The sequence below is a fragment of the Methyloprofundus sp. genome, assembly GCF_965251085.1.
Classification (GTDB): domain Bacteria; phylum Pseudomonadota; class Gammaproteobacteria; order Methylococcales; family Methylomonadaceae; genus Methyloprofundus.
Genome location: NZ_OZ252594.1, coordinates 3,514,536 through 3,534,126, shown reverse-complemented (window position 1 = coordinate 3,534,126; position 19,591 = coordinate 3,514,536). Strand labels below are relative to the sequence as shown.

The 19,591-nt window shown below is 41.5% G+C and carries 16 protein-coding genes, 1 other RNA gene and 6 pseudogenes; 14 read left to right on the top strand and 9 right to left on the bottom strand.

All coding sequences use genetic code 11. The annotated features are described in order from the left end of the window. Positions 1-3: 3 nt before the first annotated feature. A complete protein-coding gene (locus ACQY3F_RS16525) occupies positions 4-465 on the bottom strand; it encodes an ATP-binding protein (RefSeq protein ID WP_428357717.1) in 462 nt (153 codons plus the stop codon). A gap of 442 nt (positions 466-907) precedes the next feature. Here ACQY3F_RS16525 and ACQY3F_RS16520 point away from each other — a divergent pair, with 442 nt between their 5' ends. Together ACQY3F_RS16520 and ACQY3F_RS16515 are read left to right on the top strand one after the other, a co-directional pair. Then, positions 908-1,156: a DUF4160 domain-containing protein gene (locus ACQY3F_RS16520; RefSeq protein ID WP_428356029.1), complete on the top strand. Its 249-nt coding sequence runs from the start codon at positions 908-910 to the stop codon at positions 1,154-1,156. Positions 1,157-1,159: 3 nt separating this feature from the next. After that, positions 1,160-1,408: a DUF2442 domain-containing protein gene (locus ACQY3F_RS16515; protein WP_428356027.1), complete on the top strand. Its 249-nt coding sequence runs from the start codon at positions 1,160-1,162 to the stop codon at positions 1,406-1,408. A gap of 119 nt (positions 1,409-1,527) precedes the next feature. On the opposite strand, the gene ACQY3F_RS16510 is transcribed toward ACQY3F_RS16515, so the two are convergent. The 6 genes from ACQY3F_RS16510 to ACQY3F_RS16485 form a co-directional block, all read right to left on the bottom strand. Beyond that, a complete protein-coding gene (locus tag ACQY3F_RS16510) occupies positions 1,528-2,067 on the bottom strand; it encodes an ATP-dependent DNA helicase (RefSeq protein WP_428356026.1) in 540 nt (179 codons plus the stop codon). Positions 2,068-2,756: 689 nt separating this feature from the next. Next, on the bottom strand, positions 2,757-2,963 hold the full coding sequence (locus ACQY3F_RS16505; RefSeq protein WP_428356024.1) for a Fic family protein: 207 nt from the start codon (positions 2,961-2,963) through the stop codon (positions 2,757-2,759). Between the two features lie 10 nt (positions 2,964-2,973). Further along, entirely contained in the window at positions 2,974-3,789 is an 816-nt protein-coding gene (locus ACQY3F_RS16500; RefSeq protein WP_428356023.1) for a Fic family protein, read from the bottom strand. Next, entirely contained in the window at positions 3,790-3,912 is a 123-nt protein-coding gene (gene rhuM / locus ACQY3F_RS16495; RefSeq protein WP_428357715.1) for a RhuM family protein, read from the bottom strand. A 939-nt stretch (positions 3,913-4,851) separates the two neighbouring features. Next, positions 4,852-5,228, bottom strand: a transfer-messenger RNA (tmRNA) gene (gene ssrA / locus ACQY3F_RS16490). A gap of 93 nt (positions 5,229-5,321) precedes the next feature. Then, a complete protein-coding gene (locus tag ACQY3F_RS16485; RefSeq protein ID WP_428356021.1) occupies positions 5,322-6,392 on the bottom strand; it encodes a helix-turn-helix transcriptional regulator in 1,071 nt (356 codons plus the stop codon). Between the two features lie 597 nt (positions 6,393-6,989). On the opposite strand from ACQY3F_RS16485, the gene ACQY3F_RS16480 reads away from it, so the two are divergent. The 5 genes and pseudogenes from ACQY3F_RS16480 to ACQY3F_RS16460 all read left to right on the top strand — a co-directional run bounded on the left by ACQY3F_RS16480 (position 6,990) and on the right by ACQY3F_RS16460 (position 11,512). After that, positions 6,990-7,343 (top strand): hypothetical protein, encoded by a 354-nt coding sequence (locus ACQY3F_RS16480; protein ID WP_428356019.1) that lies wholly within the window; start codon positions 6,990-6,992, stop codon positions 7,341-7,343. Positions 7,344-7,564: 221 nt separating this feature from the next. Further along, positions 7,565-7,921 carry a hypothetical protein gene (locus ACQY3F_RS16475; RefSeq protein WP_428356018.1) on the top strand — a complete coding sequence of 119 codons (357 nt, stop codon included), beginning with the start codon at positions 7,565-7,567 and terminating at the stop codon, positions 7,919-7,921. Between the two features lie 406 nt (positions 7,922-8,327). Continuing rightward, positions 8,328-9,458 carry an alkaline phosphatase D family protein gene (locus tag ACQY3F_RS16470; RefSeq protein ID WP_428356017.1) on the top strand — a complete coding sequence of 377 codons (1,131 nt, stop codon included), beginning with the start codon at positions 8,328-8,330 and terminating at the stop codon, positions 9,456-9,458. Positions 9,459-9,531: 73 nt separating this feature from the next. Further along, a pseudogene (locus ACQY3F_RS16465) lies at positions 9,532-10,439 on the top strand (tyrosine-type recombinase/integrase). Beyond that, a complete protein-coding gene (locus tag ACQY3F_RS16460) occupies positions 10,436-11,512 on the top strand; it encodes an IS91 family transposase (RefSeq protein WP_428352924.1) in 1,077 nt (358 codons plus the stop codon). The pseudogene ACQY3F_RS16465 and the gene ACQY3F_RS16460 overlap by 4 nt, the downstream one beginning before the upstream one ends. Positions 11,513-12,077: 565 nt before the next feature. Here the strand turns inward: ACQY3F_RS16460 and ACQY3F_RS16455 are convergent. Continuing rightward, positions 12,078-12,827, bottom strand: a complete 750-nt coding sequence (locus ACQY3F_RS16455) for an ISAs1 family transposase (protein ID WP_428353157.1) — start codon at positions 12,825-12,827, stop codon at positions 12,078-12,080. Continuing rightward, positions 12,806-13,858 carry a Druantia anti-phage system protein DruA gene (locus tag ACQY3F_RS16450; protein WP_428353913.1) on the bottom strand — a complete coding sequence of 351 codons (1,053 nt, stop codon included), beginning with the start codon at positions 13,856-13,858 and terminating at the stop codon, positions 12,806-12,808. The genes ACQY3F_RS16455 and ACQY3F_RS16450 overlap by 22 nt, the downstream gene beginning before the upstream one ends. A gap of 104 nt (positions 13,859-13,962) precedes the next feature. Here ACQY3F_RS16450 and ACQY3F_RS16445 point away from each other — a divergent pair. The 7 genes and pseudogenes from ACQY3F_RS16445 to ACQY3F_RS16415 all read left to right on the top strand — a co-directional run bounded on the left by ACQY3F_RS16445 (position 13,963) and on the right by ACQY3F_RS16415 (position 19,591). After that, positions 13,963-14,810: pseudogene (locus ACQY3F_RS16445) on the top strand (tyrosine-type recombinase/integrase). Beyond that, complete coding sequence (locus ACQY3F_RS16440) at positions 14,807-15,883, top strand: IS91 family transposase (protein ID WP_428354445.1); 1,077 nt, start codon at positions 14,807-14,809, stop codon at positions 15,881-15,883. Before ACQY3F_RS16445 ends, ACQY3F_RS16440 begins: the two are co-directional and overlap by 4 nt. Positions 15,884-16,340: 457 nt before the next feature. Next, positions 16,341-17,048, top strand: coding sequence for a tyrosine-type recombinase/integrase (locus tag ACQY3F_RS16435; protein ID WP_428356016.1), 708 nt, complete (start codon positions 16,341-16,343; stop codon positions 17,046-17,048). Continuing rightward, positions 17,003-17,165: pseudogene (locus ACQY3F_RS16430) on the top strand (transposase zinc-binding domain-containing protein); the annotation flags it as partial. The gene ACQY3F_RS16435 and the pseudogene ACQY3F_RS16430, both read left to right, overlap by 46 nt. A gap of 79 nt (positions 17,166-17,244) precedes the next feature. Next, positions 17,245-17,704, top strand: a pseudogene (locus tag ACQY3F_RS16425) (IS91 family transposase); the annotation flags it as partial. Positions 17,705-17,869: 165 nt separating this feature from the next. Beyond that, positions 17,870-18,264: pseudogene (locus ACQY3F_RS16420) on the top strand (transposase); the annotation flags it as partial. 419 nt (positions 18,265-18,683) lie between these two features. Further along, positions 18,684-19,591, top strand: a pseudogene (locus ACQY3F_RS16415) (tyrosine-type recombinase/integrase).

The following is a 19,591-nucleotide window of genomic DNA, read 5'->3' as shown; positions in this document are numbered from 1 at the left end:
TCTTCAGCTTGTTCCGTTGTTCAGTGTGTGGTGATTCTTAGTGTTTTTTCCTTTTCTATTTTCTATCTTGGCTTTACGGCGGTTACTGGCTTGTTCCTGGGCTTCTTTCATACGATAGGATTCGCCTTCAATAGCAAGCACTTCGCTGTGATGCACTAAGCGATCAATCAGTGAGACTACACAGGCTGCATTGGGGAATACCTCATTCCATTCGCTAAAGGGTCGATTGGTGGTGACGATGGTTGCGTTTTTTTCATAGCGTCGATTGATGATTTCAAACAGTAGGTCGGCATGGCGGTTGCTGTAGCAAAGATAACCGACTTCATCAATGAGGAGTAATCTGGGTTTGGCGTAATAAACCTCATAAACCTCCGAATCCAAACCCCGGGGTCTTTTATTTATGATTCTTAACAATATCACTGTCTGAGACGTAGTCATAAACCAAAGACCTGCCCCTGGTGTTATTAGAATATCATTAGGTCAGCCAGCTTGAAATAATGGATTATTTAACTTTACTCCGACCCCAGTTATGTGGGAAATATGGACGAGTAGAATTAAAGCACGTATTATTATATCTCAATGCCAAGCTAGCAAGATGGGCAAAGCGTAAGTACAAATGGTTGAAAACAAACGCTCAAGCGATACGCTGGGTAATAGGTTATCAGAAACGAGAACCCAATTTGTTTGTACATTGGAGATTTACTTAATAAAACCGTTGGATGATAAGAGCCGTATGAAGCGAGAGTTTCATGTACGGTTCTGTGAGACCTGAGGGGGAAGTTATCATGGGCTACTCGACTTTCAAAGGTTATTTTTATATCAAAGTTAAATGCGTTTTCATAGTTCATCGAACATCTGCCTGCGTCAAGTGACCAAGGCGTTATGGCAAAAAATAGGAAAAAACAGGATGCCTGAGATAGCAAGATTTTACGGGATTGTTATAAAGTTATTTTTCGGAGACCACCCTCCACCACATTTTCATGCAGTTTATGGGGAGTATGTAGGATTGTTCAATATAGAAACACTTGAAATGGTTGAAGGTGACTTACCAAATCGAGCTAAGAAGTTGGTGATCGAATGGGCGAATCAAAATCAAAGCGCATTAAGAAAAATGTGGGACACTCAAGAATTTCATAAATTACCAGCACTAAAATAAAAAATGAGTTATCCAAAAGTCAAATTAGTTAAAGCTCTTGATAATTATCAATTGATAGTTAGGTTCGATAACAATCAAACAAAACAATATGATGTAAGCCCATTGTTAAAAAAAGCAATGTTTAGTCCACTGAAAAATTTAGCTCTATTTAAAGCTGTAAAAGTCGAAAATGGTGGTTATGCAGTTGTTTGGAATGAAGATATTGATATTAGTGAATATGAGCTATGGCAACATGGGCAGCCAATTCCATAATCTAACCGAAGCCAAAAGGGCCAGTATCGATTGAAATTTAAAATAACTGAATGCCCGCTATAGGTCGTAAAGGGACGTTCATATTTCGCAACCTGACTTTTCTATACACTGCCTAACCTTTAATCAAACTTTCTAAAGCAGGTTTGCCTTTGACTAACATCCTGTTGCTGTATGGCCATAGACAAGGCTCTTCTTGTACCCACAAAAACTGCCAAATCTTTTGCTCTGGTTAAACCTGTATAAATCAGATTACGATAAAGCATCTTAAAATGCTGGGTAAGGATAGGGATAATAACCGCTTTAAATTCACTGCCCTGGGACTTATGAAACGTAATTGCATAAGCCAGATCAAGCTCCATAATATTTTCTTTCTTATAATTCACTTCCCGGCTATCAGGATAAAATGAAACGATAGCCGTAAGCTCTTCATTATCGATGCTAATAATTTTTCCTATATCCCCATTAAAGACATTAAGATCATAATTATTACGACGATGAATCACACGGTCACCTTCCCTAAATATCCGTTCACCTACTTTTAATTGGCACTTACTTTGATGTGGTGGATTAGCTTTTCCCTGGATTACTTTATTGAGATTAGCAGAACCCAGGCTGCCACGCGTCCTATCAACAGCAGACAGGTCAATGCGCCAGATCATAAGTTAGGAACTCTCGTAAAGTACGCAAATATTCATGCAGAGGGTGTTTTTCATAGAGCATTATACGACTCTCAAATGACGACAAAGCTATGGATGGCAATGCTAGAGAATATAAACCAACATTATGATATACCTGATATTCCGTTTAATTTGCTTGAGAAGTTGGCTAAAACACCCAAAAAGAATGTGCGCAACTTCTTACGGAATTGGTAAATACTTACTGCTAATAACCTAATGTACCGCACTATTCAATATGTAATCTAAACAGGTGTATTATGAGTGAAGATAAATTATCGATAGGGGTTATTTATTCAGCAAAAGAGGTTGGGGCACTTGTGACTCAATACCGAAAAACAGCAAGCGTTAAGGCAAGTCGAATTAGCGGGTCTTGCACAGACAGGGACACGGTTTATTAATGACCTGGAAAATGGTAAAGGCACCGTACAGTTCGATAAAGTGACACATATACTCAATTTATTAGGGCTTGAAATGCTTATTAGAGAACGCAGCTCTAAATGTGTTTGCAGGGAATACCTTAGCAGGGCAATTAATAGAAAGTGAAACTTTAGGCTTGTGTTTTAAATATGCGTCTAGATGGTTAAGGGATAAAGACGTTAAATCACTGTCGCCTGAATCTCTAGGAGTCAAATAAGAAGGTTTGTACAGAGTTACTACAACCATGAATAAGTCTACTCTAAACCAATTTTTTTAGTCAATTTCAGACCCAAAGTAGTTAAAAAATATTTCTGTAGAGGACTATTCGGTTTATCTGGGAGTGTCATCTCAATTAACCCTCCAGATAAAGCAGGGGTTAAATAGCGTTCTCTAAATGACTTTCGGTCTTTTAATTTAAGAGCTTGTTGTAATTGCTCACGGCTCATTTCACCTTTTACCACATTCAGTAACCTAAATACTTGGGGGGTGGCTTGAGGGTTGCCTTGGGGGGGTGGCAAGCAGACAAGCCTCTAAAATAACAGTCAACATAAACTCAATAAAGGGGGCTGAATCTGTTTGTGACGTGCTTTCATTTAGTGCTTGATAATAAGCCTCTTGCTGGGCATAAACCATGCTTTCTACAGGGATATGAATAAACAAAGGGTTCCATTGGCTTAAAATCAGTGTTTGCCATAGCCGCCCCATGCGACCATTACCATCAATAAAAGGATGAATAAATTCAAATTCATAATGAAACACGCAACTTGCAATCAAAGCATGGTCAGGGGTTGTTTTTAACCAGCTTAATAAATCGCCCATTAGGATATTAACCCGATTAGCAGGTGGAGCCATGTGAATCACTTGATCTCCTCGCATAACACCCACGCCTTTATGACGATAGGTGCCTGCCTCATCAATTAAGCCGTGCATTAGTAATAAATGAGCATCCAGCAAATGCGCTTCTCTACTCGCTTGCCATTGTTCGAGCTGCTCATATGCTGCCAGTGCATTACGTGCCTCTTGAATTTCGCGTGGCGGAGCAATAACAGGTTTGCCTTCTAAAATGGCGGTTATTTGTTGCTCCGTTAAGGTGTTTCCCTCAATCGCTAATGAACCCTGAATGGTACGAATACGATTGATTCGGCGTAAACGTAAATTTGCTGATTGCTCCATCAAAATAGACAAACGCCCCAGGTTTTCACTGATTTCAGCGATTAAATGTAAGATTTTTGGCGTAATGGTATAGGGCGGTTGATAACTCATTTTACTATCCTGGTGAGACATCATTCATGATAAACCTTTATTGATATAATCTTGTAAGTGGCGGTTTGCCCATTGCCTAAATTGCGTGCCACGCACTCCCTTAACCCGAAAACCTATGGTAAGTATCATTGGCAGGGCGTAATGGATAACGGATTATTGTTTACCATCGGCGGCAGTTGTTAAGTAATTCTTTACAACTGACTTTTCCTCTAATTCTTTTTCTTTCAATATGTTAAGTGTGTGTAAGCTAATATTTTTCTTGGAGGTGGCAAAAAGTTCTATCAGTTGGTTCTGGTTAGGCTAAATTGCCATAAAGGGCAACGGGTATTTTGCCATCTGCTGTTTTATAGAAGATGAAGTCTTGTAGGTTCATGGCTTAACTTCAAAAACTCAGCTTTTCAGGTTTCGCCCAGGCTATAAAGGCTTCGGTAATACCATCGGCTAATTCGCCATCATGGTTATGTAAGTCATGGTCAACAATTAAATGTCTATTTTTTCATTACTCCAATGGTTCGATTTTAATACATGTTTAGCAACATTATTCCATAATCCTAAAAACCGCAGTTAAACGCTAAAAAAACTCTAAGCATTTGAATTTAAAACATAATGACCGTAACAACTTATCACCTGCAGGGTGAACAGGCTCCGCTTCACGGTTTTGTGAATAAATCTGAGCAAGAAATACTGCGTTACAGCTATTGCCAAGGGCTACGGCCATTGCCTGCTAGCTGTGCCTTGTCTTGCGCACTCAGATTTTCCACAAAATCCCTGCTCAACTGAGGTTTCTAGAATAATCGAAAGAATCTGTTGCCTAACATCTCTTCCTTGATTATCTTGCTCAACTCCATAAGAAACAAACATTGCCCTTTACTTACTTCTGCCCATAATTCACCCACATTACGTTTTTCAGCAGAATCATCGTTAGTCACATAAGCAGAGTGTGTTTAGCGGTAGTCACCGCTTGGTTTTTATTAAGCCAGTGGAGAATGGACATTTGAATTGTTTGTCATGCTGTTAAGGAATTAACAGAATGCTACAAACAAAAAAAGCCTGCAAATTTAATAATTTACAAGCTTTTATGTGATTTGGTGGAGACGGGGGGAATTGAACCCCCGTCCGCAAGCACTCCGCCTTTGGATCTACATGTTTATTCCGCACTTTAATTTAACTAGAAGCTACCCGTCGGACCAAGATACTTTTAGCGATTTCGATTGGGTTTAACGTGGCGGAACTCCGAACAAAGTTCTTAACGCGATCTTATGTAGAGTGACTCCTGGATGTCCCGAAGGACTCTACCCGCATAAGCACAGATAGCCAGGAGAATGGTGCTGGGTTTAAGCAGCTAAAGCCATTGAGTAGTTTTCGTCATTTGCGAATACTTAAGTTCAGTAGGTTTTACGAGGTGTACTGTCCTCGACATGCACCTAAGGTTTTGCTACCCACGTCGAAGCCAGGTCGTCCCCTTTGGAGGTTTTATTATAATTGATTTTTGTATTGAATATAGAATTATTAATTGTTCTCTTTATATTTTGGGTTTTAACTTATATAGTTTCTGGCTAAAGCGCTGACAGGGTTAATAATTTTTTCATCAATTCTGCTTGATTATGGACATCCATTTTTTGCATAGTATGTTTTATATGATTACGTACAGTTTCCTGTGAGCGGTAGGTGCTTGATGCTACTTCAGGAATTGAGGGGGTCTTCATGAAGTGTAGTGCACACACAGCTTCGCATCGAGATAGTTGGAATATTTCTGTCAGGCGGTTAAGGCTAGGATTTTTAGCTTTATCGTGTGTAAAGGTAAGAATAAATCCATCTTTGTAGCATTCCCATTTGTATAAATTTTCTAGGCTTGAAATAGGGATTAAGCTGATTTGGCAGGAATGGCACTGGTTATGAACTGAACCTGCTTCCTGATTTAGCTCAATTAATGTGAGTAGCTGTTGTTTCATCAGCGAATTTTTCATTTGAATCCGGTCGTTAGATATCGTTACACAATCTAACTGGCTGATAATCGACGTATACACAGGGTCTGAAAAAAGAATATTTAAATGACGATCAATAATGATATAACCATCAAAATGTTCGCCCATGTAATGTAGAATCTGGCTATTAATCTTGAAACGCTGCTCACCATGTAATGCTTCTTCCAGCGGTGAGATGATGGCTTGAAAAATTTGGTTGAACTTTTTTAGTTCTGCATCATTAAAGGCTTGCTTTCGGTTGACTATTAAGCTGAGGGCGTGATTGTGATTGCAGGGGATAGATACTCCAATGCGGTGTCGTTGCTCGGATAGAGGTTTGAAATTTTTTTCAATTCCATGGTTAATTTCGTCTTCCAGAGTCTGGTTAAAATGAATTTGCTTGGGATTTTTGCTAATGAAATAATTAAAACTATCTAGTCTGTTGAATTCGCGTTCATACTTTTTCTGATATCCCAAAGGTATATTTACACTGAATAGAAAATGGGTGTTTTCGCGTTTTATGAGATCAGTCACCAGTAGAACACTTGAGTCACAATTCAGTTGCCAGGTTAGTTCTGCAAGAAAGCGATTCCAGATTAAAGCATTTCCAGGGGCTGTAGCCAGTATTGCATTAAGGTCTATTACCTCAGTTCGTTGAGCCATATTTCAGCCTTTTTTATTATTTTTCATAGATATTAAAATACGTCCTATCTTTATAACATGAGCTGTGCAACTTAGCCAAGGAGTTAGGTTGTTATTGCATTTTAAACTGAGTTGCTCCTGTCATTGATTTTTCACATTAAATGACTGCTTAGGAATTTAAATACAAGCATAGCACTCGTTTTTCCTGTTAATCCTGAGTTGTGCTTTGATGTACTTTTGTAGTTTGTGTTGTTCCAACTTTGCCTTTAGGAAAAATCCGGCTAGAGGATATTCAGTTTAATTTGATATTTGCTTGGCAGAATGAGAAATTAGGAGTTCAAGAGACCGTAAATAACCAGTTTATTGCGTTTGATGCATTATTCAATGTTCTAGTGGGGGGATTGGAGTGATAAATTTTGGTGGCTTGCGTAGGCCTTAATCAGGATTATAAAAAATTATATTTTGACCCATTTGGGTCATGTGTCATTTGATTTGTTAGTGTAAGCTTGCTTAATAGAGCAATGTAACGAGTACACGTTATGTTATATTGAGTTTCAATTGTATATTGCATAACAGCACTTACTATTTTTTAAGGTTGATTGTTTCGGTGGATCAAATATGAATGCTAATTCCATATTAAATCAGGAAGGTTTGGCTGAAGAAGAAAGAGATCCAGTACGGGTTATCATGGAAATTGTTGAAAATGAGAATTTATCTGATCAGAAAAAATCTGAATTAATCATGCTTGTGCAGAATAAATATAAAAGGGGCAGGTTCATTGGCTATTTTGCTTTATGTGCTTTAGTCGCTTCCTTAATGTTACTATTTATTGCTGCAATAAGTGATGGTATCGCTGGAACAACAATTCTCGCAATGGTTCATGAAAGTCAGACCTTATTTGCCGGAATGGAAGGAGTGTTAACTTTTATTGTAGCTACTTGTTATAAACCAAAAAAGTTTTATAGCCCTTGAATTTTGACGAAGTATGTTATCTATTAATTTTGCCGGAATCCGGGTTTTAATATTATTGGAAAAGCTCCATATAACTCATTTTTATAGGTTCAACTGCCTGGCAAATTTTTAGATACTTATTATGGGCTTAGTAATTTCATGTATCCACACCAGTGGTTATTCGAAGTTTTAGCAAAAATAGTTTAAACCGGGAAAAATTTTTATTTAATTAGGGGGAATTTATGAGCAGCGTCATACCAGCAAGTATAGATAAAACATCTGAAGCAGGGCGAGACCCGTTACGGATTATGATTGAGATTGCAGAGAATGATAAGCTTTCCGATGAGGATAAAACCAATTTGATCATTTTTTCGACTGAGCGATTTAAAAATAGGCGGCTGATGGCTTATATCTCTCTTTATGCATTAGTTGCTTCTTTAACACTGTTATTTCTATCCGCAATTATTGATGGAATTGCTGGTACACAGATTCTTATATCGATTCAAGGAAGCCAGACATTATTTGCATGGATGGAAGGTTTTTTAACGGCCATTGTTGCTGCTTATTTTGGTGTTTCAGCGTGGCGACCGGCAAGCTAGGATTAGATAGATTGTGAGTGTTTTAGGTTTTGCGGATGGGTTTCATTACGCGCTCTTGCGAGTCACTGCGCACCTAAAAAGACAAGTGCTACTTCTACCCATCTACAGAAATGTTAAATTGATGCACCACATATACTTACCTGATTACCCATGACTTTCAGCCATTCTCCGTCATTCCTGCAAGCTTTTAGCAGGAATCTCATGGGTTTAGTACAGATTCCCGATAAAGCTTGTGCCCACGCTTGACTGGGTAGACTTCGGGAATGACGAGGTTTTTAACATGCTGATTTTCTAGGTTTATTCTACTGTAGCTGAGAGTTGTACGTAATCAGCTATACTTATGACAAATAGTGTAAAGACCTTTTCTGTAAAGGTTAAAATGCAATAAATGTATCAGGAGTAAATTATGAGTAGTTTACGCATTCCAGGATTAGGCCCTATAGTTGGACATACAGCCGATGATTGCTGTCGAATCTGGATCAGAGCCGGAGATCCAGAGGATAACAAAACTGAGCTATCTTCTTCACGGCGAACGCTAGGTATTATTACCATTATTGCGCTTGATGGTAAATCGGTTAAGGACTCGCCAATTTATTATTTTAGGTTGCATCGCGAATATGATCGCACGGGTACATTTCTATTAGGTAAAGAATCTGGTATAGATTCTAAAGCAAGCGTGCAGCCCTTACTTGCGGATACAAAATATTCCGTGCGGGTCGCAACTTTAACGATTGATGATCCCTTTCCTGATGATGACATGATTCAAGATCAGGAATTATTTGATCGCTTGCCTGATGCAAATGTCTGGCGAGATGTATTGCTGGATGATGGGCAATTAGATGGAAATCGTTCAATTGCAGAGTTTCGCACATTTCCCGATGCAAAAAAACTACTTGATAAATATAGTTTTATTTTAGGGTCTTGCCGTTTTCCTGGAATACTCTGGCGAACTAAACATGCGGATCGGATTTTTGGGCCAATTGCCGGGCAAGTGTCTAAACCGAGTAAAAAAGAACCAGCCCCTAGGTTTGTGCTAATGGTGGGTGATCAGATTTATGCCGACAAACTAAATCGCTATATACCAGTAGGGCGAGCAGATACTTTTGAAGAGTTTCAGGAGCGCTATTTAACGGCATTCGGTTCACGGAATATGCGTGAGTTATTGCGTACGGTTCCTAATTACATGATTTTAGACGACCATGAAATTGAAGATAACTGGACTCAGGATCGTTTTGCAAATGGCTCTAAACGACAATTATTTGTCCTGGCTATGAATGCATATATGAGTTATCAATGGTGCCATAGCCCGCGAACATTTGGAACACGATTATATTACACTTTTGAATGTGGCGGTTATCCTTATTTTGTTTTAGACACTCGAACTCAGCGGTATTTGAATACTGAACAGGATACGCTAAAAGATAATCATATGCTGGGTCGTCCTTCACTAGGGCAAGAGCCAAACCAATTATCCCGTTTGTTGGACGAAGCCGCTATCGCGGAGAAAAACAGCGCATCCCTTAAATTTAAAGTGTAACCTCATTGCCTGTTATATGCATAACAGGTAACTTGTAAGCTCATCCAACTAACAATAATGAGGTTACACTGTTATGACACCATCGATAGAGCTTAAATTCAACCATTATTATATCCAGCACTGTAAGCATTTAAAGCTTAAGGGACTGCAACCCAAAACCATTGACGCTTATTCACGCGCTATTCGCCGTATCGGGGAACACTTTCAGGGGCATCTGGATAACTTAACGCAAGATCAACTGGTGGATTATTTTCATGCTCTTTTAAGCCGCCTTTCCTGGAGTGCCGTGAAACTAGATCTCTATGGTCTCAAGTTTTTCTATACACATGTGCTACAAAAGCCGTGGGTTGATGTGCTAATGATTAAACCACCACGATGTACGCGTATACCCGATATTGTCACTGTGGTTGAAGCACAACAACTGTTTATGTCGACCCGTAATCTAAGCTATCGAGTTTTTTATTTTACGATTTACAGTCTAGGTTTACGTTTGGGCGAGGGCTTAAGCCTGAAAGTAGGTGATATTGATGCGACACGCATGCGGGTACATATTCGCAATGCCAAAGGCAATAAGGATCGGCTTGTGCCTTTGCCTGTGAATACCTTGAAGGTGTTGCGTAAGTTTTGGGCTGTGCATAAAAATCCAGTGCTGGTATTTCCCAACCGTGCCCGGGGTCTAAAAGGTGCACATCTTGCTGAATCCCCCCTTGATCGCGGTGGCATCCAGAAGACAATCCGTCTTGTGACGCAAGAAATGGGACTAAAAAAAAGATTTCCTGCCACTCGCTGCGCCACAGTTACGCCACTCACCTGTTAGAAGCCGGGGTTGATTTAGTTGAGTTGCAGAAGATTCTGGGCCATACCAGTTTAGTAACCACGGCTCGCTATACGCATTTGACCGATATTACCGATGAGAATGCAGAGCTGCACATTAATCAGTTAGTCAATGACTTTTCTATTCACTGGGGGCAGATTTCATGATAACCCTAGCTGCAGTGATTGATCAATTTCAGTCTGACTTTTTAAGCGAGTATCAATCTCGTTTACGCTCCAATCAGATCAGTGCATTACATGCCATGAAGAGCTGTCGGACACAGCTGAGTCCTGTGATGCAGGTTAACTGTGCAGACTGTGACTATCAAACCTTTGTGCCTCATTCCTGTGGCCAGCGTAACTGCCCGCATTGTCAACATCATGAGAGTCAACAATGGATTGAACGACAGGTACAAAAACAAGTCCCTGCTGATTATTTTATGAATACCTTTACCTTACCTGCGCAGTTAAGGTCGTTAGCCAGGCAGCATCCGCGGTTACTTTACAGTATGATGTTTGACTGTGCCTGGGCGACTTTACAGAGTTTTAGTAAAAATGATAAGCAGTTGCAAGGCGATGCCGGGGCGATTGCTGTCTTACATACACACTCACGCGAATTAAATTATCATCCGCATATTCATGTCATTATGCCTGCGGCAATCGTGGATAAAATCAAGAAGCTCTGGCGCACTAAGGAAGGCAAATACCTGTTTCATCATAAAGCACTAGCAAAAGTATTTCGTGCAAAGATGCTAGCGCGTATGAACGAAGAAAAGTTGCCATTTCCCACAGCTATTCCGGAAAAATGGGTGGTCGATTGTAAGTTTGTCGGTGCAGGCGATAAAGCATTGATATATCTGGGTCGATACCTGTATCGTGGTGTGATTCGTGAACAGGATATCTTATCCTGCCAAAATGGCAAAGTAACCTACCGTTATCAAGACAGCAAAACCAAACGCTATCAAACCAAAACGGTATCGGGGGCTAAATTTCTGTGGCTGGTGCTGCAACATGTTTTGCCTAAAGGCTTTCGTCGTGCGCGCAATTATGGCTTTTTACATCCGAATAGCAAGGGTGTTATTAAGTTGATTCACTCCCTGCTAAAGTTTGACCCGACGAAGATATTGCGTGCACTCAAAGTACGGCCGGCATTCAGTTGCAAATGTTGTGGCGGGGCGATGGTTGTTGGGCGTCGGCAAATACCCAGGGTGGAAATAATGTTTCAGCCTTTGCCAACTTAACAATTGGAATCACTAGCGCTTATGTAAATTTAAACACTTCGACCCAGGCTATCAGCGGATTAAATGCTGAGGGAGTTGCTTGGGCTAAAATCGGAGATTAAGGCAGAATTTTGCTCCGATACTTGGACTTTGAGAGTTGACTGCAATGGACAACGCTCAAAGTTCAGTTAAACAGGTAAAAACAGAGGTTCGATTCATCAGTCGGGCTGATCAACAAAAAGCTATTTTCATAGAGCGCATTAAATGAATTCCTACTATCGTGCCGGGCTTGTCCAACAAACGGTTCAGATTGTGGCTCGCTTCGCGATCACAATCTAACCTTATTCGTTGGACGAAGCCGCTATCGCGGAGAAAAACAGCGCATCCCTTAAATTTAAAGTGTAACCTCATTGCCTGTTATATGCATAACAGGTAACTTGTAAGCTCATCCAACTAACAATAATGAGGTTACACTGTTATGACACCATCGATAGAGCTTAAATTCAACCATTATTATATCCAGCACTGTAAGCATTTAAAGCTTAAGGGACTGCAACCCAGGGTTAATTTGTTCATATTCTAAACCTTATGCGGCACAAGGCCTCCTGGTATTTTTTGTAATTTTCAAATAGTCTAAAACAGCTCTGGTATTCTTATTGAGTTGCCTCATTTTCTTTGAAATCCCTTTCTCAACTTTTGATTTTATTAATCCGATAGCAAAGCGCCTAAGACGGGTCATGTTCTCAGGGCCATAACCGGTACGAATTGTTGAGCGATCTTCATCAAAAACCCAGTCAATAATATAATGACTGACTTCAATAGACCAGTGACCTCGAACTTTATATAAGATGGTTTTCGGATCTGCGTCTTTTTTTGTTCTGCTGGTCACACCGTAAGCGGTCGCAAGTGATGTTTTCCCACTTTTCTTGTCCGTTATTTCTCGTTCTATGCGATAAACCTGGGCAACATGAGGGAATAATACATACTCACTTAATTCCGATGTGACCCAGATTCTACGAATCTCAATTCGTCCGTGCCCGACAGACACTTTGTCTTCATAATCTGCCAAACGGCTATCATTTGAAAAGTAGGTGGTAATATCATCAAGCAGTGTCGGCTGGTTTCCTTTGACACTAAAATAATAATGCGCTTTTCGTTGTTCTACTAAATAACGCGCGAATTCAGTCTGGGTGTGCAAAGCATCGCTGGTGATATCTTTATTTTCAATCGGTAGTGTATCTAATAATTTCGGAGCAAATGTTATTTCATTGGTTTGCTTAACTTCATCCGACCCATCTCCAACAGGCAAAGTACCTACTTTTTTTGGGCGTAGCAAATTCCTGTGGTATGCCCAACAGCACTCATTATTTGTGTTTGGCGCCCTGATTCATCAATCGCATTACACATGACTTTGCCATCTATTGCGAGTGAGTTGTCATCCTGGGCATAGGCTTTGTTCCAGGCATTAAAGGCTGCGTCAAGTTCATTCGGGTCTACTCTTACTAAGATATTTCTAAAAATGCTTAGGCTTGGAATCACATAACGGCCTTTATCATAACGGCAACGAAAATGCGCTCTGGACTTTTGAGATAAGCTTTCAGCCCAGTCAAAAATAGATTCATAGCTCCTCATGCCGCATAACACAGCTCCAGCGGCTATTCCCAGAACAGTCTGTATTCTATGGCGTCGCCCTTGGGCTCTACGGGGATCATTAATTTCCTTGAAGAAATCCGGTAATGAACGCATTTGATGACGCGTTATTTTCATTTTTACCTCACCTAATAAAAAATGATGACTTAATATAGTGTGAGATAAAACAGATTGTGCTCGACGATGAAGTGGCTTAACGAAAATCAGCTTTTTGTGCTCTGTTTGAGCAGAGTAACCGTCTGTTACCCTGCGAAACCCTTTCGTGTAACCAATAGCCTGCCAGTTACTGGCTCGATAAACACCTCCATGAAATCGCTTTGGATCGACAAAGGTCTCGACCAACAAAATAGGGTGTCCATACTTTTCAACCCAATCATTGGATAAGCGTTTAAGGCACAGTGAAAGGAGGCGTGATCCTAGGTTTTTATCATGCCTCGTCGGTAATATCAAAAAACGGCTGTTGTTGGCAATCAGTTTTAAGCGGCCCGTTTGGTGGCGATAACTCCATCCTATCCAGCTATCACGAGCCGCACACTTTAATGCGGCGGCCGAAAAGCTGATCAGTGCAATCCATTCTGTTTCAGAATAGGCCACATACCAAAGGGTTTCACCAATTTTTGGAATAGCACCTAAGTAATGCTGGGCCTCCATCAAATCCTGATATTTTGGTTCTTCTTGCTTTAAAATGGGCCTGACTGATATTTGGTTGAGTTGCATCGTTTTATCTCAAGAAACTGGATAGAAACTATACATGCTTTTCATGGGTTTGTCCATCTTGGGGTGTAACTCATTACCATGCTTACCCTTTATAGCTAGAACAAATTAGCCGTGGACTGCAACCCAAAACCATTGACGCTTATTCACGCGCTATTCGCCGTATCGGGGAACACTTTCAGGGGCATCTGGATAACTTAACGCAAGATCAACTGGTGGATTATTTTCATGCTCTTTTAAGCCGCCTTTCCTGGAGTGCCGTGAAACTAGATCTCTATGGTCTCAAGTTTTTCTATACACATGTGCTACAAAAGCCGTGGGTTGATGTGCTAATGATTAAACCACCACGATGTACGCGTATACCCGATATTGTCACTGTGGTTGAAGCACAACAACTGTTTATGTCGACCCGTAATCTAAGCTATCGAGTTTTTTATTTTACGATTTACAGTCTAGGTTTACGTTTGGGCGAGGGCTTAAGCCTGAAAGTAGGTGATATTGATGCGACACGCATGCGGGTACATATTCGCAATGCCAAAGGCAATAAGGATCGGCTTGTGCCTTTGCCTGTGAATACCTTGAAGGTGTTGCGTAAGTTTTGGGCTGTGCATAAAAATCCAGTGCTGGTATTTCCCAACCGTGCCCGGGGTCTAAAAGGTGCACATCTTGCTGAATCCCCCCTTGATCGCGGTGGCATCCAGAAGACAATCCGTCTTGTGACGCAAGAAATGGGACTAAAAAAAAGATTTCCTGCCACTCGCTGCGCCACAGTTACGCCACTCACCTGTTAGAAGCCGGGGTTGATTTAGTTGAGTTGCAGAAGATTCTGGGCCATACCAGTTTAGTAACCACGGCTCGCTATACGCATTTGACCGATATTACCGATGAGAATGCAGAGCTGCACATTAATCAGTTAGTCAATGACTTTTCTATTCACTGGGGGCAGATTTCATGATAACCCTAGCTGCAGTGATTGATCAATTTCAGTCTGACTTTTTAAGCGAGTATCAATCTCGTTTACGCTCCAATCAGATCAGTGCATTACATGCCATGAAGAGCTGTCGGACACAGCTGAGTCCTGTGATGCAGGTTAACTGTGCAGACTGTGACTATCAAACCTTTGTGCCTCATTCCTGTGGCCAGCGTAACTGCCCGCATTGTCAACATCATGAGAGTCAACAATGGATTGAACGACAGGTACAAAAACAAGTCCCTGCTGATTATTTTATGAATACCTTTACCTTACCTGCGCAGTTAAGGTCGTTAGCCAGGCAGCATCCGCGGTTACTTTACAGTATGATGTTTGACTGTGCCTGGGCGACTTTACAGAGTTTTAGTAAAAATGATAAGCAGTTGCAAGGCGATGCCGGGGCGATTGCTGTCTTACATACACACTCACGCGAATTAAATTATCATCCGCATATTCATGTCATTATGCCTGCAGGCATCGTGGACAAAATCAAGAAGCTTTGGCGCACTAAGGAAGGCAAATACCTGTTTCATCATAAAGCACTGGCAAAAGTATTTCGTGCAAAGATGCTAGCGCGTATGAACGAAGAAAAGTTGCCATTCCCCACAGCTATTCCGAAACAATGGGTGGTCGATTGTAAGTTTGTCGGTGCAGGCGATAAAGCGTTGATATATCTGGGTCGATACCTGTATCGTGGTGTGATTCGTGAACAGGATATCTTATCCTGCCAAAATGGCAAAGTAACCTACCGTTATGAAGACAGCAAAACCAAACGCTATCAAACCAAAACGGTATCGGGGGCTAAATTTCTGTGGCTGGTGCTGCAACATGTTTTGCCTAAAGGCTTTCGTCGTGCGCGCAATTATGGCTTTTTACATCCGAATAGCAAGGGTGTTATTAAGTTGATTCACTCCCTGCTAAAGTTTGACCCGACGAAGATATTGCGTGCACTCAAAGTACGGCCGGCATTCAGTTGCAAATATTGTGGCGGGGCGATGGTTGTTGGGCGTCGGCAAATACCCAGGGTGGAAATAATGTTTCAGCCTTTGCCAACTTAACAATTGGAATCACTAGCGCTTATGTAAATTTAAACACTTCGACCCAGGCTATCAGCGGATTAAATGCTGAGGGAGTTGCTTGGGCTAAAATCGGAGATTAAGGCAGAATTTTGCTCCGATACTTGGACTTTGAGAGTTGACTGCAATGGACAACGCTCAAAGTTCAGTTAAACAGGTAAAAACAGAGGTTCGATTCATCAGTCGGGCTGATCAACAAAAAGCTATTTTCATAGAGCGCATTAAATGAATTCCTACTATCGTGCCGGGCTTGTCCAACAAACGGTTCAGATTGTGGCTCGCTTCGCGATCACAATCTAACCTTATTCGTTGGACGAAGCCGCTATCGCGGAGAAAAACAGCGCATCCCTTAAATTTAAAGTGTAACCTCATTGCCTGTTATATGCATAACAGGTAACTTGTAAGCTCATCCAACTAACAATAATGAGGTTACACTGTTATGACACCATCGATAGAGCTTAAATTCAACCATTATTATATCCAGCACTGTAAGCATTTAAAGCTTAAGGGACTGCAACCCAAAACCATTGACGCTTATTCACGCGCTATTCGCCGTATCGGGGAACACTTTCAGTGGCATCTGGATAACTTAACGCAAGATCAACTGGTGGATTATTTTCATGCTCTTTTAAGCCGCCTTTCCTGGAGTGCCGTGAAACTAGATCTCTATGGTCTCAAGTTTTTCTATACACATGTGCTACAAAAGCCGTGGGTCAATGTGCTGATGATTAAACCACCACGCTGTGCGCGTATACCCGATATTGTTACCGTGGCTGAGGCGCAACAACTGTTTATGTCGACCCGCAATCTAAGCTACCGGGTATTCTATTTTATGATTTACAGTTTGGGCTTACGTTTGGGCGAGGGCTTAAGTCTGGAAGTGGGGGATGTTGATGCGACACGTATGCGGGTACATATTAGCAATGCCAAAGGCAATAAGGATCGTCTTGTGCCTTTGCCTGTGAATACCTTGAAGGTGTTGCGTAAGTTTTGGGCTGTGCATAAAAATCCAGTGCTGTTATTTCCCAACCGTGCCCGGGGTTTAAAAGGTGCACATCTTGCTGAATCGCCCCTTGATCGCGGTGGAGTTCAGAAGACGATCAAAATCAGTTACGCTCCAACCAAATCAGCGCGCTACATGCAATGAAACGCAGTCGTACACAGCTGAGTCCTGTGATGCAGGTTAACTGTGCAGACTGTGACTATCAAACCTTTGTGCCTCACTCCTGTGGCCAGCGTAACTGCCCGCATTGTCAGCATTATGACAAATCGGCAGGAAAGCCGATTTGCACAGCTTCAGCTGCCCGTAGGGTAAAGGTGCATGGATGCACCTTTATGATTGTCAGCAGTGGATTGAGAGACAAGTGCAGCGACAAGTCACTGCTGATTATTTTATGAATACCTTTACCTTACCTGCGCAGTTAAGGTCGTTAGCCAGGCAGCACCCACGTTTACTTTATAGCATGATGTTTGACTGTGCCTGGGCGACTTTACAGAGTTTCAGTAAAAATGATAAGTAGTTGCGAGGCGATCCCGGGGCGATTGCAGTTTTACACGCGCATTCACGCGAACTAAATTATCATCCGCATATTCATGTCATTATACCTGCGGCAATTGTGGACAAAATCAAGAAGCTCTGGCGCACTAAGGAAGGCAAATACCTGTTTCATCATAAAGCACTGGCGAAAGTATTTCGTGCAAAGATGCTAACACGTATGAACGAAGAAAAACTGCCATTCCCTACGGCTATTCCGAAACAATGGGTGGTGGATTGTAAGTTTGTCGGTGCAGGCGATAAAGTCTGATTATGCAGTTTACTCATCCAATAAAAATAAAAGCGCTTTATGTGTGTTGATTCTATTAGAAACTTGAGGGTTTCTTAAAACTAGGTGTATCTTTCTATCTACTTGTATTCATTGCGATTTAAAGACATAGGATGAACTAACTGCACAATCAGACGATAAAACATTGATATATCTGGGTCGATACCTGTATCGTGGCGTGATTCGTGAACAGGATATCTTATCCTGCCAGGATGGAAAAGTAAGCTACCGTTATCAAGACAGCAAAACCAAACGCTATCAAACCAAAACGGTATCAGGGGTTAAGTTTCTCTGGCTGGTGCTGCAACATGTTTTGCCTAAAGGCTTTCGTCGTGTGCGCAATTATGGTTTTTTTTACACCCGAATAGCAAGGGCGTTATTAAGCTGATTCACTTCCTGCTTAAGCTTGACCCGACGAAAATATTACGGACACTCAAAGTACGGCCGGCATTCAGTTGCAAATGTTGTGGCGGGGCGATGGTTGTTGGGCGTCGGCAAATACCCAGGGTGGAAATAATGTTTCAGCCTTTGCCAACTTAACAATTGGAATCACTAGCGCTTATGTAAATTTAAACACTTCGACCCAGGCTATCAGCGGATTAAATGCTGAGGGAGTTGCTTGGGCTAAAATCGGAGATTAAGGCAGAATTTTGCTCCGATACTTGGACTTTGAGAGTTGACTGCAATGGACAACGCTCAAAGTTCAGTTAAACAGGTAAAAACAGAGGCTCAATTCATCAGTCGGGCTGATCAACAAAAAGCTATTTTCATAGAGCGGATTTAAACGACTTTCTACTATGTGTGCCGGGCTTGTCCAACAAACGGTTCAGATTGTGGCTCGCTTCGCGATCACAATCTGACCTTGTTCGTTGGACGAAGCCGCTATCGCGGCAGAAAAACCCATTTACGGATACACTCCAATATGTACTCATTGTCGAGTACGATAATTGGAGTTTACCATGAATACGATAGAACAAACTCATTTTGAAAAGCTATATAACCGTCACCTTCGTGCTTTAAAATTACGCGGCATGAGTGATGCAACCATTGATAACTATGCTCGTGCTGTGCGCAGAGTCACTGAGCATTTTGATTGCTCACCCGAAAGACTCAGTACTGAACAGCTTGAAGTCTATTTTGCTGAATTGGTTGAATCTCATTCCTGGAGTACCGTTAAAATCGATCGTAATGGTCTCCAGTTTTTCTGGCAATACGTCCTTAAAAAGGATTGGCAATGGATTAAAATCATCAAAGCCCCCAAGATACAGACACTGCCTGATATTCTAGCGGTTTCCGAGGTAGAGCAACTGATTGCGGTGACCTACAAACTACGTTACAAAGTCTTTTTATTAGCAACCTACTCAATGGGCTTGCGCCTGGGTGAAACGCTTTCTTTGCAAGTCGGTGATATTGATGCAAAGCGCAAACAGGTACATATTCGCCGGGGCAAAGGGCATAAAGACCGCTTTGTGCCATTACCTGATTTAACATGCTATGCATTGCGTGACTTATGGCGTAAACACCGTAATCCAGTCTGGTTATTTCCCAGTGGAACCGGCTCAATGGAGACCCTTCAAAATGCGACAACACCGATGGATAGAGGCGGCGCTCAAGCCGCGATGAAAGCGGCCCTTAAAGACTGTGGGATTAAAAAAAAGCCTCGATTCACACGCTGCGTCATAGCATAGCCACGCACCTGCTGGAACAAGGATTAAGCCTGATTCATATTCAGCACTTGCTCGGCCATGCTAGCCCGACCACGACAGCTCGCTATGCTCATTCCACGGAACTGACAGAAAAGGATACTATCTCAGCCATTAATCAACTGACTAATACCTTATCAACAGGTTTCAGGAGTCAGTCATGA